Origin of the sequence: Amycolatopsis circi (genome assembly GCF_003385235.1) — a bacterium.
In the GTDB taxonomy this organism is placed as follows: Bacteria; Actinomycetota; Actinomycetes; order Mycobacteriales; family Pseudonocardiaceae; genus Amycolatopsis; species Amycolatopsis circi.
This window is the reverse complement of sequence record NZ_PQIA01000014.1, coordinates 130,043-145,840: the sequence shown is the minus strand read 5'-3', so window position 1 is coordinate 145,840 and position 15,798 is coordinate 130,043. Positions and strand designations below refer to the sequence as shown.

The following is a 15,798-nucleotide window of genomic DNA, read 5'->3' as shown; positions in this document are numbered from 1 at the left end:
GACCGCGTTCGTGCTCGTGCTGGGCACGTTCATGGCGACGCTCGACAGCACGATCGTCTCGGTCGGCGTCGAGACGCTGACGCAGCGGTTCGACGCGTCTGTCACTGAGGTCCAATGGGTCACCACGGCATACCTGCTCGCGGTGGTGGCCGCGGTGCCCGCGTCGGGCTGGCTGGCCGCACGGTTCGGCGGACGGCGGACCTGGCTGACCGCGGTGGTCGGGTTCGTGCTGGCGTCGCTGTTGTGCGGGCTGGCGAGTTCACTGCCGATGCTGGTCGCGTTCCGCGTGCTGCAGGGGCTCGCTGGCGGGTTGCTGCCGCCTACCGGGCAGGCGTTGCTGGCGCGGGCCGCCGGGCCGGAGCGGATCGGACGGCTGATCAGCGTCGTCGGCGTGGTGCCGTTGCTGTCGCCGGTGCTGGGTCCGCTGGCGAGCGGGGCGATTCTCAACCTCGCGGACTGGCCCTGGCTGTTTTATGTCAACTTGCCGGTCGGCGTGGTCGCGGTGCTGCTCGGACTGCGGTATGTCACGGCGGACCAGCCGACGGACCCGCGCGAGCCGTTCGATTTCCGTGGTGCGGCTTTGCTTTCGCCAGGCCTGGCCGCGGTGGTGTTCGGGCTCACCGGCTTCTCCGACGGATCTCCGAAGCTGGCTTCCTCGGCGGCCGTCGTGGTGGGTTTGCTGATGCTGGCCGCGTTTGTCCGGCACGGGCTGCGAGTGCGGGCACCGTTGTTGGATCCGCGATTGTTCACTCGACCACCTTTCGGCGCTGCCGCGTTGGCGCTGGTGGTACTGGGTGCGTCGGTATTCGGGACGATGTTCCTGCTGCCGCTGTATCTGCGTCGCGGTGCCGGATTGGATGCGTGGGACACCGGGTTGCTCTTGGTGCCACAGGGAATCGGCGCGGCTGCGGGATCGGTGCTGGTGCATCGCATAGTGGATCGGGTGGCGCCGCGGACGCTGGTGTTGTCCGGGATCGGGCTGGTCGCGCTGGGAACGGCGGCGTTCACTCGGCTGGGCCCGGAACTTCCGGATGTCGTGTTGGTCGTTTCGTTGTTGCTGCGGGGATTCGGGGCGGCGATGATCAGTGCGCCGGTGCTGGCATTGGTGTATCGCAGCCTGGAGAAAACGCAGCTGCCGAAAGCGGCTGGCGCGCTGAATTTGCTGAACACGCTCGGTGGTTCGGTTGGGACCGCTGTACTTGCGTTGGTGTTGCAAAACCGGTTGGCCGCAAGGGGTGTCGACGTCGCGGCGGCCTTCGCGGACACGTTCTGGTGGGTGCTCGGACTGGTCGTGGTGGCGGCTGCCGGGGCGGCGAAGCTGCCTAAGGAAAGGAGCCGTTAGATGCAGGACACGTTGCCCAGCCCGGTGGAGGTGACCGCGGGGCTCGCGCCCGACATCGCGCGGCACCGCGAAACGGCCTCGGCGGTGCTGGCCCGGCGCGATCCGCGGCTGCTGGTGATCGCGGGACCGTGCTCGGTGCACGATCCGGAGGCGGCGCTGGAGTACGCTGGGCTGCTGGCCGGTGCGGCGGCTCGATATTCCGACGATCTTGTACTGGTTTTGCGGGCCTACTTGGAAAAACCGCGTTCGGTCACCGGTTGGACCGGGTTCCTGCCGGACCCGACGCTGGACGGCAAAGGCGACCTCGCCACGGGCGTCCGGCTGGGCCGCCAGTTCCTGCTCGACGCGGCGGCGACGGGACTGCCGCTGGCGTACGAGTTCGTGCATCCGGTGCTGGCGCCGTATGTCGCGGACACGGTGAGCTGGGGCGCCATCGGCGCGCGGACGGTGGCCAGCCAGCCGCACCGGCAGCTGGCGTCGTGGCTGCCGATGCCGGTGGGGATGAAGAATTGCGTGTCCGGACGGCTGGGACCCGCGGTGGACGCGATCCGCGCGGCCGGGGCGGCGCACGCGTTTCCGGGGCTCGGCGTGGACGGGCGGATGAAAACCTTGCGCAGCAGCGGGAATCCGGACGCGCACCTGGTTCTTCGCGGGGGCCCGGTGCCGAATTACGACGCGGCGTCGGTCGCCGAGGCGATGGCGGTGCTGGGGGAGGCCGGGTTGCCGCGAAGAGCGGTGGTCGATGCCTCGCACGGGAACAGCGGGAAGGACCACAACCGGCAGCCGGGGGTGATCGCCGACGTGGCGGGGCAGATTCGCGACGGGGCCGCGGTCGCCGGGGTGATGATCGAGTCGTATTTGCGTGACGGGGCACAGGATCCGGAGCGGGTGCCCGCTGATCCGGCGGTGAGCCGGACGGATCCTTGTCTCGGGTGGGAGCGGACTGTTCCGTTGCTGGAGTCGCTGGCGCTGGCCAGCCGGGCGCGGGGTGCTCGGGTCGCGGGCAGGTCGTGAGGGGAACCCTGAGGGACTCTGAGTCCGTGAAGGTTCCCCTCACGGACGGCTAAGGCAGCAGGTTTGCGCGGCGGGCGGCGTTGACCGCTTGGAGGCGGGTCTTCGCGTCCAGCTTCCGCATCGCGTTGCGCAGGTAGCTCTTCACCGTTTCCGGACCCACCCCGAGCGCCTCCGCGATGTCCGCGTTGGTCTGCCCGGCTGCCGCGCCGGCCAGGACGTCCAGTTCGCGCGCCGACAGCGTCGGTTGCGGACCTTCGGGAGTGCCGCCAGCCAGTGAGCGGCAGACGGCGTCGAGGCGATCGCGCAGGTCCGGGTCGTCGAGCGCCGCGGCGATGCGGCGGAGTTCGGCGTGGCTTTCCCGCACCGTTTCGCGGTCGGCCGGGTCGCCGGGTGCAGCCTCGGGGGCGGGCGCGAGCAGCTCTAGCCGACGGCGTACCTCGGCGCGGATCGCCAGCTCCTGCTCCAGATCACGGGCCACTTCGACCATCGCGGTGACCGAGCGGTCGCCGAACCGGACATGTTCGCGGACGGCCCCGTAGAGGACCGCCCGGACGGTGCGGGACACGATCACCGGCACCGCCATCACCGAGCGCACGCCCTCGGCCTGCACGGCACGGTCGAAGTGGTGGCTGATCGCTTCGCTGGTGTAGTAGTCCGGCAGCACCACCGGTTTCCGCACGCCGATCGCGCGCCCGCCCAGGCCTTTGCCCTCCGCGACGACGAGGCCGAGCAGTGACGTCGTCGAGTTCCCGACCAGTTCGGTCATCCGCAGATGGCGACCGTCCGTGACCACGCCGCCGAAGGACAGCGGGACCTGCGCGGCTCCGCGCAGCCGGACCAGCGCGCGACGGATCTCCGCGACGTCCTCGGCCGGGCCGGGATCGGTGACGGGCATCGGGCGTCACCCCTTTTCGGGGGTAGTGGGCCTGCTGACGTGCGGTGATAGTACCGCCGACACCGGCCAACGACGACCGTGGAGCACGCTGTGAGCCCTGAGCGGACCACCTTCGACCTGCTGCAGACCTACGCCGCGCCGGACGCGGACGCGACCCGTTTGCTGTGCGGACGCCATCCGGCCGACGCCGTCGCGTTCACTCTCGTAGAGGCCGACCTCAGCAGCCGCGACCTCACGTACGGCCAGCTCGAGGCCGCTTCCGCCCGGTTCGCCGCCGCGCTGGCCGCGCACGGCGTGCGCCCTGGCGACCGGGTCGCGACGCTCATGGGCAAGTCCGCTGAGTTGGTCACCGCGTTGCTCGCGATCTGGCGGCTCGGCGCGGTCCATGTGCCGTTGTTCACCGCGTTCGCGCCGCCCGCGATCGCCCAGCGGATCGTCGGCAACGGAACGCGCGTGGTCGTGGTCGACGCTGGTCAGCGCGCCAAGCTCGACCCCAGCGAGGACCTGCCCGCCGACCCGTCGCGGATCATCGTGACGACCGGCGAAACGTCCGGCACCGACCTGTCGTTCGAGGCGTTGCTGGACGAGCCGCACCCGCTGCCCGACCCGGTCGCGGTCGGCGGCGACGGCACGCTGGTCGAGATCTTCACCTCCGGCACCACTGGCACCCCGAAGGCCGTGCCGGTGCCGCTGCGCGGACTCGCCGGGATCCACTCCTACCAGCAGTTCGGCCTCGACCAGACCGACGAAGACGTCTTCTGGAACGCCGCCGACCCGGGCTGGGCGTACGGGCTGTACTTCGCCTTGCTCGGCCCGCTCGCGACCGGACGGCGCAGCCTGCTGCTGCACGCCGGGTTCAGCCCCGAACTGACCTGGCAGGTGCTCGAACGCTTCGGCGTCACCAACTTCACCGCCGGTCCCACGGTGTACCGCGCGCTGCGCAGTTCGGGCCTGCCGGTGCCGACCGGCCTGCGGCTGCGGCACTGCTCGTCGGCGGGCGAGCCGCTGACGCCGGACGTCGTGACCTGGGCCGAGGAGGTGCTCGGCTGCCCGGTGCGCGACCACTACGGCCAGACCGAAACCGGCATGGTCGTCGGCAATGCCTGGCATCCAGCCCTGATCGCGCCGGTCAAGACCGGTTCGATGGGACGGCCGCTGCCCGGGTTCGCCGTCGAGGTCCTGAAGGCGGGCAGCGACGAACTCGCGGAGATCGGCGAGACCGGCCGCGTCGCGATCGACGTGCCGGCCAGCCCGCTGATGCCGTTCTCCGGCTACCGCGACGCCCCCGAGCGGACCGCGGAACGCTTCAGCGCCGACGGCCGCTGGTACTACACCGGCGACATCGCCGCCCGTGACCGCGACGGCTACCTGACTTTCGGTTCCCGGGACGACGACGTCATTCTGATGGCGGGCTACCGGATCGGCCCGTTCGAGGTGGAAAGCGCGCTGACGCAGCACGAGGCCGTCGCGGAAGCCGCGGTGATCGGCGCGCCGGACGAACTGCGCGGGGAGCTGGTGGTGGCCTACGTCGTGCTGAACCCCGGCGTCGAGGGGTCGGACGAGCTGGTGGACGAGCTGAAGCAGACCGTCAAAACCCGCCTGGCCGCGCATGTTTATCCGCGCCGGGTCCACTTCGTGGCGGAACTGCCGAAGACCCCGAGCGGCAAGATCCAGCGCTTCGCGTTGCGGGGACGGGAACTGAGCACCGCTTCGAGCTGAGATTTCCCGCGGCCGGTGCCACACTGGCCCGATGCCGCCTGATCTGCACGACCGGGTCGCCCTCGTCGCGGGGGCGACCCGGGGCGCCGGGCGGGGCATCGCCGCCGCGCTCGGCGAGGCCGGGGCGACGGTGATCTGTACTGGACGCAGCAGCCCGAGTGGAGTTCGACGTTCGGACTACGACCGGCCGGAGACTGTCGAGGAGACCGCTTCGCTGGTCTCCCGGTTGGGCGGTGTCGGAGTTCCGTTCGTTGCTGACCATTTGGACCATGACGATGTCCGTCGGCTGGCATCGTTCGTTGAGTCTGCATACGGTCGGCTTCACTTGCTGGTTAACGACATCTGGGGTGCGGAGCGGCTCAAAGGCGGCCCGGCGGACTGGAATACGCCGGTGTGGGAGCATGACCTTGATGCCGGGTTGCGGATTCTTCGGCTGGGTGTGGAGACGCATCTTGTCACGTCGCATTTCCTGCTGCCGTTGGTGATTTGCGAGCCTGGCGGGTTGGTGGTCGAGGTTACCGACGGGACTTTGGCGCATAATGCGTCGCGCTATCGGATTTCGGTGTTTTACGACCTGGCCAAGGCTTCGGTGAATCGGCTGGCGTTTTCGCAGGGGCATGAGCTTGCCGCATATGGAGGCACGGCGGTTGCGGTGACGCCGGGGTGGCTGCGGTCGGAGATGATGCTCGACGCTTACGGGGTTAGGGAGGAGAATTGGCGCTCGGCGTTGGAATCCGGGGCTCCGCCGGGGTTCGCTGAGTCGGAGTCGCCGCGGTACGTGGGTCGCGGAGTGGCGGCGATGGCGGCGGATCCGTTGCGGGACAGGTGGAATCAGCGGTCGGTGAGTTCGGCGGAGTTGGCGCGGGAGTACGGGGTGACGGATGTGGACGGGCGGCAGCCGGACAGCTGGCGCTAGCGGTATTCCTTGTGGGGGAGCCATTTCCCGTCTCCCAGGTGGGTCGACGGCACCCGGAAGTTCGGCTCCTCGTAATCAAGGTCCATGCGGAGGATGTTGTTCGCGCCGGTGTGGTTGAGAACTTCCCAGATGACCTCGACCATTCCGCCGGGGTGTTCGTTCCACTCGGACATGCCGCGATCCCAGAAGACCACCGGCCAGTGGTTCGGGTCTTCGGGACTGGTTCGCCAGAAGAACACGCCGCCGCCGGTGTCGTTGGCCCAGGGGAGGAGACCGCCGGGTTCGGGGAACAGCCGGTAGTCCGTGCCTTCGAGCTTGCCGCTCCGGGAGCCGGAGAAGGACTCGAGCACGCTGTGGATTTCGTCCCGGACGAACTTGGCCAGGTCGACGCGAGCGTCTATGGGATTGTCGAAGTTGACGGCGCCGCGGAAGCAGCCTGACGGGAACCGGGTCATCAGGTCTTTGCAGTCGTCGGGGAAGCGGATGCCGACGGCCTGTTCGACCTCGGCCCAGTCCCGGCCTCGGCGGATTCCTCCGGTCCAGCCGGAAGCTTGGGCGATCTCCTCGATCGATCGTCGTGCGGTCACCGGTACTCCGCGTGCGGGATCCAGCCGCGCGGTTCGCCGGCGTACGTGGACGGGACGCGGAAGATCGGTTCTTCGCCGTCCAGGTCGCGGCGGAGGAGATTGTCGCCGCCGGGCCGCGTCAGGACTTCCCAGATCATTTCGACGACCCCGCCGTCGTATTCGAACCATTCGCGGAAGTCCGCGCTGTAGTAGGCGATCAGCCGCTGGTTCGGGTCGGCGGGCTCGGTCAGCCAGCAGAACATGCCGCCCTGATGGTCCCCACCCCAGGGGAGCAGCCCGGCAGGCTCGGGGAACGAGGCGTAGCCGGTGTCGCGCAGGTATCCCAGACTCTCGTCGCCGAGGGTCGCGATGACTCTCCATACCTTGTCGCGGGCGAATGCCTCCAGGTCGACGCGGGCGTCGATCGGGTTTTCGAAGGAGACGGCGTCGCGGAAGAAGCCTGACGGGAAGCGGGAGAGCATCGCCTTGTAGTCGTCGGGGAGGGTGACGCCGAGTTTTCGTTCGACGTCGGCCCATTCTCGGCCTTGGCGGATTCCTCCGGTCCATCCGGAGGCTTGGGCGAGTTCGTCGATCGAGTGTCTGTTCATGGCGTCTTCCCGGATGAAGTCACTGGTATTCCTTGTGGGGCAGCCATCGCCCGTTTCCCAGGTGGGTCGACGGGACCCGGAAGATGCGCGGCAGGTCTTCGGGCGGCCGCCTGAAGATGTTGCCTTCGCCAGTGGTGGTCAGGGCTTCCCGGAGGATTTCGGTGATCGGGCCGGGCGTTCGCGCCATTCGTCCGTACTCTGGCTGTGGTCGGCGATTCGCACTGATTCGGGTCTGCCGGTTCGGTGATCCAGCAGAACATCCCGCCTTGCCCGCCGCCCTAGGGCCGGATTCCGAAGACGTGCTCCCGGAGGAACTTCGGTAGTCCGTGCGCGCGTCGATCGGATTGGCCACTACGATCGCGTCGCGGAATGCCCCGGACGGGAATCGGGAGAACAATTCCTTGTAGTCGTCCGGAAGCACCGTGCCGAGATCCTGTTCGACGGTACTCCAGTCCCGGCCCGGCTGGATGCCGCCGGTCCATCCGGTGATTTCGACGATCTCCTCGATCGGTAGGCTCACCTGCGCATCCTATCGGAATTCGATCACCGGCAGGACTGCGCTGAACGGAGCAATCAAGAACCCTCGAGCTGAGGCAGGCGACGCACCACCGCCGCGTACTCCGCCGCGATCCGCGAGACGATCTCCGCTGCCGGAAGGACTTCCGTGATCAGCCCAGCCGACTGACCGGCCTCGACCTTTCCCGAAACGACATCACCGTGCAGGGCGGCGTCCTTCAACGACGATGCCTGGAAAACCTTCTGCCGCAAGGTCTCCTCGGCTCCGGAAGCTTCCAGTTCCGCCATTCGCGCGGTGAATTCGTTCGACAGCGCACGGATCACCCCCAACCCACGCCCCACAGTCCGGGTGTCGTCAACCTCCGCGGCAACCACTGCCTCCTGATAGGACGGATGCACGGTCGCTTCGGAACTCGCCAGGAATCGCGTTCCGAATTGAGCCGCACCAGCGCCCAAGGCCAGCATCGCGGCCAACCCGGCGCCATCGGCGACCCCGCCTGAAGCGATCGCCGGAACATTCGGCACTGCGGAGACCACGGCACGGACTAAGACCTGCGTGGTGACCATCCCGGGCGGCGGATGTCCGCCAGCCTCGGCGCCGACTACCACCAAGCCGTCGACACCGGCGGCAGCAGCTTTCAAGGCGTGCGAGACTCCGGCGACAACGTGCAGGCACCGGGTCCCGACCGCGTGGAATCGGTCCAGGTATCGGCGTGGGCCGCCTTGGGAGGCGATCAGCACCGGCGGGCGGCGGGAGAGCAGGAGGTCGATGACCTCGTCCGCGCCAGCCCGGTACAGGGGCAGGTTCACGGCCCATGGACGGTCGGTTCCGGTGGCCATTTCGTCCAGCACCCGGGATAGGTCGGGCAGGCGCATCGGGCCTGCGGCGACGACGCCAAGGCCGCCAGAATTGCTGACGGCCAAAGGCAAAGCGGACGACGACGAAGCCCACGACATTCCGGCTTGGATGATGGGCAGGTCCAGGCCCAGCAAATCGGTGACAGAAGTACGCAGCCGCGTCATGAGTTCTCCAGCAGAGCCCGGGCGTAGCGAGCCAGGTGGTTCTTCTGCACCTTGGCACTGGCGGTCATGCCGATGGCCTCGAAGCCGTCCACGATGCGCAGGTGTCGCGGGACTTTGAACCCGGCCAACCGCTCTTTCGCCCACAAGAGCAGGTCTTCTTCCGAAATGCCCGGCGAAGTTAGGACGACAAAGGCGAAGGGCACTTCGATCAAGCGCTCGTCGGGGACTCCGACGACCGCGGCTTGGCGGACGGCGGGGTGCCGGTGCAGCACATCCTCGACATCCGCGGGCGCGACATTTTCCCCGCCGACCCGGATGATTTCCTTGGTGCGGCCGGTGAAATGGAACCGGCCGGAGTCGTCCAGCAGGCCGACGTCTCCGGTGGACAGCCAGCCGTCGGCGTCGACGGTTTCGGCGGTGCGGTCCGGATCGTCGAGGTAGCCTTGCATGACGTTCCACCCCCGGACCAGCACTGAACCCGGTTCGCCGGGGGCGCAGTCGCGGGTGTCGTCCAGGGAGCGGATCCGGATTTCCACGCCTGGTTCGGGAGCCATGGCTCCCGAAGCGCGGATCTCTTCCGGTTCCCACCAAGCGGATTGGGCGACGTTGGGGGAGGCTTCGGAAAGTCCGTACCCGGCAACGCATTCGCGCGCGCCGAGTTCGTCGATGACCCGGCGCACGACGGTCGGGGACGCGGCGACCCACGCACCGCGCAGGGAGAGGCGGCGGTGCGGGCGGTCGGGGTGGTTGAGCAGGAGGAGGGCGATGGTGTCGTTGCCGGAGAAGTGCGTGCACCGCTCGATCTCTAAGAGCCGCAACGCTTCCGCAGGTTCGAACTTCGGCATCGTCACCAGGGTGGTGGCGTGTTGCAGGGAGGACAACACAGACAGGGTGCTTCCGGCGACGTGGAAGAACGGGCGCGCCGAGTGGAACCGGTCGCCGGGGCGTAAACCTAGGCGGGCGCCGGAAAAGAAGGCGTCGGCGCACATGCTGCGGTGGGTCAGAAGGACGCCCTTCGGACGTGACGTCGTGCCGGAGGTGTATTGCACGAGAAGGAGATCGTCCGGAGTGGCAATGGGTTCGGCAGGAGAACCGGCGGCCAGGAAATCAGTCCAGCTGTCTTGGCCCAGGATGATGGTCCGCTTCAAAGAAGGCAGAGTCGCGCAGCCGGGTTCGATACCGGCCTGGGAAAACAGCGCGGGGAAATCGACGTTCAGCACCCGTTCGGCGGCGAACAGCGTGCTGACGCCAGCGTGAGCGAGCGTGTAGTGCACCTCGTCCGCGGTGAAACGGGTGTTGACGGGGACGACCAGCGCGCCCAGGGAGCCCAAAGCCAGGAAAAGCGTTACCCACTCGGGGGTGTTGCCCAGGCAGAGCCCGACCCGGGAGCCCCGGCCGATCCCCGAAGCGGCCAGGGCTCCGCGTACTCGGGCGACGTCGGAAGCCAGCTCCCGGTAGGTGATCCGGGCGTCGGCGGTGACGACGGCCTCGACGTCGGGAGCCAGCAGGGCAGCCCGGGCGAGGGCGTCCTGCACGGTGAGCGGGCAGGCGGTGCGCAGGTCGGTCATCGGGTCTCTCCAGTGAACCGGGCGACGCCGTCGCGCCAGCTGCCGTCGGCGAGGTTCTGCTCGATGGCGGACATTTCGATCCGGATGCCGCGGTCCAGGTCGGTTTCCGAACCCAGGTCGACAGCCCGTTTGGTCAGGGCGATCGCGCCGGGCGGGGCGGCGGCGACGGCGGTGGCGACCTCGGTTCCGGCGGCGGCCAGGTCGGGGACGACGCGGTTGACCAGGCCGAGCGAGGCGGCGTCGACAGCGGACAACGGCGTGTTGGTGAACAGCAGTTCCTTGGCCCGGCGTTTCCCGATGGCTCGCTGAAGCCGTTGGGTAGCGCCGACGGTGCCCCAATGTGGTTCAGGGAAGCGAAAAACGGTGCCCGAGGCGGCAAGAGCGAAGTCGGCGGCGAGAGTGATTTCCCCGCCGGAGCCGACGACGGTTCCGTGCACCAACGCGACGACCGGACAGCGGCAGGCCTCGATCGCCGCGTAGGCCGCGAAGGACGCGACTCGGCGGCGGCGGACCCAGGCGGCGTCCTTGCCGGTCCGTTCCTTCAGATCGGCACCGGCGCAGAAGACCGGCCCGGCACCGCTGAGCAGCACAACCCGGGCGTCTGAGATATCAACGGCGTCGAAGGCTTCCTTCAGGGCATGGCACATCGCGAGGTCCACGGCATTGCGCGCGGACGGGCGGGCCAGTTCGACGCGGGCGATTCCGTCGGTGACGTCCAGCGTCACGCGTTCGTTCATCAGAGCACTCCCGCGGCCCGCAGGCCCTCGATCTCGCTGTCCGACAGTCCCGCCAGGTCGCGCAGCACGGCGTCAGTGTCCGCGCCCAGCACTGGAGGTGTACCCGGTGCTGGAGCTTCTCCGGCAGTCTCGCGCAACGGAGTGCGCAGCGCTGGGAACGAGCCTTCGACGGGATGCGTGAACTCGCCGACGACGCCTCGCGCGATGGCGTGCGGATCGGCCAGCGCCTCCCGGACAGAACGCACCGCGCCAGCGGGTACATCGGCCGCCTGCAGTTCTTTGACCAGTTGGTCCCGGTCGTGCTGGGCGATGGCACCGCGCAATGCCTTCATGACGCGGGCGCGGTGTTCGACGCGCCCCGCGTTGTGCTGCAGCGAAGGGTCAGCGGACAAAGTGGACAATCCGAGCACGGTGCACAGCGGCCCCCAGTGCTGGTCGCTGCCGCTGATGTGCAGCCATTCGCCGTCCCCGGCCTGGAACGCGGCCGACGGCACCCGGCCGGGATGTTCGGTCCCGGTGCGGACGGGGTCCTCGCCGAGCGCGAACAGCCGGGCTGCGTTCAAGGCGTGCAGGCTGAGCTGGACGTCCATCATCGCCACGTCCAGGTGCCTTCCGCGACCGTCCGCGGAGCGCCCGGCGAGCCCGGTCAGCACCGCGATCACCACCCACAGCCCGGACGTCAGGTCCGCCACCGGCACCCCGGTTTTCGCGGGCGGACCAGCGGGATCGCCGGTCATCGCCATCACGCCGGACAGCGCCTGGAACACCGTGTCGTAGCCCTTGCGGTGCGCGTCCGGCCCGGTCTGGCCGAAGCCGGTCGCGGACACCAGCACGAGGCCCGGGTTGTCCGCGGACAGTTCGGCGTAGCCGAGCCCGAGGCGATCGAGCGTGCCGGGCAGGAAGTTCTCCACGACGACGTCGGCGCGCGCGGCCAGCTTCCGGACGACGTCGCGGCCGCGCGGGTCCTTCAAATCCACAGTGACCGATTGCTTGCCGCGGTTGAAGGCGAAGAAGTACGCGCTTTCCCCGTGCGGCAGCCGGGGTTCGAAGCTGCGGGTCTCGTCGCCGGAGCCGGGGCGTTCGACCTTGATCACCGTCGCGCCGAGTTCGGCGAGGATCTGGGTGGCCAGCGGCGCGGCGAGGACCCGGGAAAGGTCCAGCACCGTGACCCCGGCGAGCGGGCCGGTCATGAGCGGAACCCGCGCATCAGGGCGTTGACGTCCTGACCGGCACGCATCGCGGCGTCCGTCGGCAGATCCGCGACGCGGTAGAAGAGGTCCTTGGCAGCGGCGAGCGCGCGGGGCTCCACCGAGGCCCAGCGCTGCGCGATCGCGAGCGCGGCGGGCACGATCTCGGAAGGTTCGACCACCTGATTCACCAATCCAGAAGACGAGGCTTCCGCGGCGGTGAGCAGCCGACCGGTGCTGACCAGCTCGAACGCGAGCTTGCGGCCGAGATGCCGGACCAGTCCGGTCATCACTAGCGCGGGAACGATCGAATGCTTCAGCTCGGGGTAGCCGAACTTCAGATCCGACCCGGCGACCACCAGGTCCGCCCCGATCGCCAGCCCGGCACCGCCGCCGACAGCCGCCCCGCGCACCGCGCTGACCACCGGCACCGGCAGCTGCTGCATGCGCGTCTGAAGCCGGGCGGTGAGCGCGGCGCGTTCGAGAACGGCCTCCGGCTGGTCCGGGGTGAGCGACGAGAACTCGTTCAAATCGGCCCCGGCGCAGAACCCACGCCCAGCCCCGGTCAAAACGACGGCACGGACGCTCGGGTCTCGGCCAGCTTCATCGAGAGCGGTGTCGAGCGCGCGGGTGAGCGCGGTGTCGAGCGCGTTGAGTTTGTCCGGTCGGTTCAGCGTAAGAACGCGCACGGCGTCGTGGTTTTCGGTCAGCAGCACAGGTTTCTCCCCAAAGAAAGGTCAGGCGGGCGCGAAGCCGGCGCGGGCGACCATGCTGTACAGCGGTCGGCCGAGCGCTTCTTCGCAGGCCGCGGACGCCGCGGCGAGCTGGTCGAGATCGAGGCCGGTGTCGACGCCCATCGCGGCGAACAAGCTGGCCAAGTCCTCTGTGCACACGTTGCCGGTGAGCCCGGCCCCGTAGCCGATTTTCGCGGGATGCCCGCCGACGCCGCCCATCGCGGAATCGAAATGCCGGCACCCGGCTTCCAAAGCGGCGACGGCGTTCGCGATCCCGGTTCCGCGCGTGTTGTGCAGGTGCGCGACCAGTGACAGGTTCGGGTTTTCGCGGGACAGCCGGGTGTACAGCGCGCGCACCGAGCCAGGGGTCGCGACGCCGGTGGTGTCGCCGAGAGTCACCAGGCTCGCGCCGAGATCGGCGAAGCGCGCGACGTCTTCGGCCACCCGGCCCGGGTCGACCTTGCCCTCGAACGGGCAGCCGAACGCTACCGACACCACGCCGACCAGGCGAAACCGTCCGTCGGCGAGCTTGACCATCTCGGTCACGCGCTCCCATTGCCCGGCGCGCGTGGTGCGCAGGTTCCGTTCGGTGTGCGCCTCGGTGGCCGACACCAGCAGGCTCAGTTCCTCGGCCCCATGTCCGGCTTCGCGGTCGGCGAGCGCGCGTTCGACGGCGCGCGGGTTCGGGCAGGTCGCCTTGAACGCGACGCCCGGGCTCCGGTCGATCCCGGCGAGCACCTCGGAGGCGTCGGAGAACCCGGGCACCCGCGCGGGGTGGCTGTAGCTGGTCGCCTCGATCCGGCGGAAACCGGTGCGCGCGAAGGAGTTCAGCAGCGCGATCTTCGTCGCGGTCGGCACGGGCTCCGGCTCGTGCTGCAGCCCGTCGCGGGCGAAGCACTCGCAGATCGTGACGGCGTCGGGCATCCTGGTCCCACCTCCTCGTCGGTGGTTCCAGAACTACGCGAGAGTGTTGATAAAGTCAACACTACTCGGCGGCCGGGTGAGCCCGCTCACTCTCCTCGACGGCCAGCGCGTGCTCGGCCAGTTTGTCCAGTGCGCGGTCCAGCACCCGGGCCTCTTCGCCGGTGAGGGTGGCGAGGAAGTCCGCGTCGCGTTCGTTGGCGGCGGTGATCAGGCCGCGGTACACCCGGGTGCCCTCGGCGGTCAACGCCAGCTGCGACGTGCGCCCGGACCCGGCCGTGCGGTTCACCAGCCCGCGGTCGGTCAGCCTGCTGACCACACGGCTCATCTGCGCTTTGTCCAGTCCGGCGCGGCGGGCGAGCCGGTTGAGCGTGAGCGTCGGGTCGGCAGCGATGAGCGCGATCGCGCGCCATTCGCCGAGGCTCACGTCGAAGTCGCGGCGGTAGCGCACCGCGGCGCTGCGCGACATCGCCGACGACGTGCGCGAGAGCCGGTAGGACAGCAGTCCGGAGATGGGGACCAGGTCGTGTCCGTCTGCGCGTTCGGCCATGGCCGGACATCGTAGCCGTTACCCGAGGGGTGTTGACAAACTCAACACTCGATGCGGAGACTGCCACTCGCCCGATCCGGACGAAGGAGTCTCAGCCGTGGCCGAACCATCCGCTGTCACCGGCGCTCCGGCAGCCGCCGCCGTCGACCGCAAAGCGACCTACCGCACGATCGCCCGGCGCGTCATGCCGTTGCTGGTGCTGTGTTACGTCGTGAGCTACATCGACCGCACCAACATCGGGATCGCGCAGCAGGGCCTCAAACGCGATCTCGGCTTCGGTCCCGCGGTGTACGGGCTCGGCGTCACGCTGTTCTTCGTCGGCTTCATTCTCTTCGAAGTCCCGAGCAACGCGCTGCTCGCTCGCATCGGCGCGCGCAAGACGCTCGCGCGGATCATGGCCACCTGGGGCGTGATGACCGTGGTGACCCTGTTCGTGCACAACGAAATCATGTTCTACGCCGCGCGCTTCCTGCTCGGGGTCGCCGAAGCCGGGTTCTTCCCCGGCGCGCTGTATCTGCTGTCGCTGTGGTTCCCGTCGTCGCGGCGGACGCGGATGACGGCGGTGTTCTTCGTCGGCATCCCGGTTTCCGGTGCGCTCGGTTCCGTGATGTCGGGCTGGATCATGCACTCGCTCGGCGGCGTCGGCGGGCTCGCGGACTGGCAGTGGCTGTTCCTGATCGAGGGCATCCCGCCGATCCTGCTGGCCGGGCTCGTGTGGTTCTTCGTCACCGACGGCCCGGACCAGGCGAAGTGGCTCACCGCGGAACAGAAGGCGGCGGTGCGCGCCGACCTCGAAGCGGACCGGCGCGACAAGGGCCCGGCGACGGAGAAGCACGGCGGCCTGCTGCTCGCCCTGCGCGACCCGAAGGTCTGGATTCTCGGGCTCTGCGCGTGCGGCGCGTACACGCTGGCGAACGCGGTCTCGTACTGGACGCCGCGGATCATCGCCAACGCCGGCGTCGGCAACGTGCTGAACCTCGGCTTCTTCTCGGCGATCCCGCCGCTGCTCGGCATCGTGGTGATGCTGCTGGTCGGCCGGCACTCCGACCGCACCCTGGAGCGCCGCTGGCACGCGGCGACGAGCTGGATCGTGGCGGCGTTCGCGATGCTGGCGATCTCGGTGTCCGGCGGCAGCGTCGTGGTGGTCATCCTGCTGCTCGCGGTGATGGCGGCTGCGCACTATTCGGGGCTGACGGTGTTCTATTCGATCCCGTCGATCTACCTGAACGACCGGGCGGCGGCCACCGGGATCGCGGTCGTGACGTCGATGGGTTCGTTCGCCGCCGCCGCTTCGCCGTCGTTGCTCGGGTTCATCGAATCCTCGACCGGAAGCCTGTCGCTGGGTCTGCAGATCAGCGCGGGCATCGTCCTGCTGGCCGTCGTGGTGCTGCTCGTCGGCGTCCGGCCCGGCGATCTTCGCGAACGGCGGCGCTGACCCTCCAAAGTGTGCTGTTGCGCACGCGCTCGCCCGTTTGACCTCGGCGGACTGCCCGGCCGGTCTT

At 69.0% G+C, this 15,798-nt stretch carries 16 protein-coding genes; 5 read left to right on the top strand and 11 right to left on the bottom strand.

What is annotated here, in order from left to right; translation table 11 throughout:
* Window positions 1-31 precede the first annotated feature (31 nt).
* Both D0D37_RS08100 and D0D37_RS08095 read left to right on the top strand, forming a co-directional pair.
* Window positions 32-1,342 carry a DHA2 family efflux MFS transporter permease subunit gene (locus tag D0D37_RS08100; protein ID WP_116199934.1) on the top strand — a complete coding sequence of 437 codons (1,311 nt, stop codon included), beginning with the start codon at window positions 32-34 and terminating at the stop codon, window positions 1,340-1,342.
* A complete protein-coding gene (locus D0D37_RS08095; protein ID WP_116199904.1) occupies window positions 1,343-2,356 on the top strand; it encodes a 3-deoxy-7-phosphoheptulonate synthase in 1,014 nt (337 codons plus the stop codon).
* Between the two features lie 49 nt (window positions 2,357-2,405).
* On the opposite strand, the gene D0D37_RS08090 is transcribed toward D0D37_RS08095, so the two are convergent.
* Window positions 2,406-3,251, bottom strand: a complete 846-nt coding sequence (locus D0D37_RS08090; protein ID WP_116199903.1) for a LuxR C-terminal-related transcriptional regulator — start codon at window positions 3,249-3,251, stop codon at window positions 2,406-2,408.
* A 90-nt stretch (window positions 3,252-3,341) separates the two neighbouring features.
* Here D0D37_RS08090 and D0D37_RS08085 point away from each other — a divergent pair, with 90 nt between their 5' ends.
* Window positions 3,342-4,970 (top strand): AMP-binding protein, encoded by a 1,629-nt coding sequence (locus tag D0D37_RS08085; protein ID WP_116199902.1) that lies wholly within the window; start codon window positions 3,342-3,344, stop codon window positions 4,968-4,970.
* Window positions 4,971-5,001: 31 nt separating this feature from the next.
* Window positions 5,002-5,886: an SDR family oxidoreductase gene (locus tag D0D37_RS08080; protein WP_116199901.1), complete on the top strand. Its 885-nt coding sequence runs from the start codon at window positions 5,002-5,004 to the stop codon at window positions 5,884-5,886.
* On the opposite strand, the gene D0D37_RS08075 is transcribed toward D0D37_RS08080, so the two are convergent.
* The 10 genes from D0D37_RS08075 to D0D37_RS08030 form a co-directional block, all read right to left on the bottom strand.
* Complete coding sequence (locus D0D37_RS08075) at window positions 5,883-6,473, bottom strand: SMI1/KNR4 family protein (protein WP_162834123.1); 591 nt, start codon at window positions 6,471-6,473, stop codon at window positions 5,883-5,885. The two genes, D0D37_RS08080 and D0D37_RS08075, sit on opposite strands and share 4 nt — an antisense overlap.
* Entirely contained in the window at window positions 6,470-7,060 is a 591-nt protein-coding gene (locus D0D37_RS08070; RefSeq protein WP_116199899.1) for an SMI1/KNR4 family protein, read from the bottom strand. The genes D0D37_RS08075 and D0D37_RS08070 overlap by 4 nt, the downstream gene beginning before the upstream one ends.
* Window positions 7,061-7,079: 19 nt before the next feature.
* Window positions 7,080-7,580 carry a hypothetical protein gene (locus D0D37_RS08065; RefSeq protein ID WP_116199898.1) on the bottom strand — a complete coding sequence of 167 codons (501 nt, stop codon included), beginning with the start codon at window positions 7,578-7,580 and terminating at the stop codon, window positions 7,080-7,082.
* 53 nt (window positions 7,581-7,633) lie between these two features.
* Window positions 7,634-8,599 carry an NAD(P)H-dependent flavin oxidoreductase gene (locus tag D0D37_RS08060; protein ID WP_116199897.1) on the bottom strand — a complete coding sequence of 322 codons (966 nt, stop codon included), beginning with the start codon at window positions 8,597-8,599 and terminating at the stop codon, window positions 7,634-7,636.
* The gene (locus D0D37_RS08055) at window positions 8,596-10,167 is read right to left on the bottom strand and encodes an AMP-binding protein (RefSeq protein WP_116199896.1); all 1,572 of its coding nucleotides are present in this window, start codon (window positions 10,165-10,167) and stop codon (window positions 8,596-8,598) included. The genes D0D37_RS08060 and D0D37_RS08055 overlap by 4 nt, the downstream gene beginning before the upstream one ends.
* Entirely contained in the window at window positions 10,164-10,904 is a 741-nt protein-coding gene (locus tag D0D37_RS08050; protein WP_116199895.1) for an enoyl-CoA hydratase/isomerase family protein, read from the bottom strand. The genes D0D37_RS08055 and D0D37_RS08050 overlap by 4 nt, the downstream gene beginning before the upstream one ends.
* A complete protein-coding gene (locus D0D37_RS08045; protein WP_116199894.1) occupies window positions 10,904-12,094 on the bottom strand; it encodes a CaiB/BaiF CoA transferase family protein in 1,191 nt (396 codons plus the stop codon). Before D0D37_RS08045 ends, D0D37_RS08050 begins: the two co-directional genes overlap by 1 nt.
* Window positions 12,091-12,807, bottom strand: coding sequence for an enoyl-CoA hydratase/isomerase family protein (locus D0D37_RS08040; RefSeq protein WP_116199893.1), 717 nt, complete (start codon window positions 12,805-12,807; stop codon window positions 12,091-12,093). The genes D0D37_RS08045 and D0D37_RS08040 overlap by 4 nt, the downstream gene beginning before the upstream one ends.
* 21 nt (window positions 12,808-12,828) lie before the next feature.
* Window positions 12,829-13,749 (bottom strand): hydroxymethylglutaryl-CoA lyase, encoded by a 921-nt coding sequence (locus D0D37_RS08035; protein WP_116199892.1) that lies wholly within the window; start codon window positions 13,747-13,749, stop codon window positions 12,829-12,831.
* A 61-nt stretch (window positions 13,750-13,810) separates the two neighbouring features.
* Complete coding sequence (locus D0D37_RS08030) at window positions 13,811-14,296, bottom strand: MarR family winged helix-turn-helix transcriptional regulator (RefSeq protein WP_037819777.1); 486 nt, start codon at window positions 14,294-14,296, stop codon at window positions 13,811-13,813.
* Window positions 14,297-14,393: 97 nt separating this feature from the next.
* Here D0D37_RS08030 and D0D37_RS08025 point away from each other — a divergent pair, with 97 nt between their 5' ends.
* Complete coding sequence (locus tag D0D37_RS08025) at window positions 14,394-15,731, top strand: MFS transporter (protein ID WP_116199891.1); 1,338 nt, start codon at window positions 14,394-14,396, stop codon at window positions 15,729-15,731.
* Window positions 15,732-15,798 lie beyond the last annotated feature (67 nt).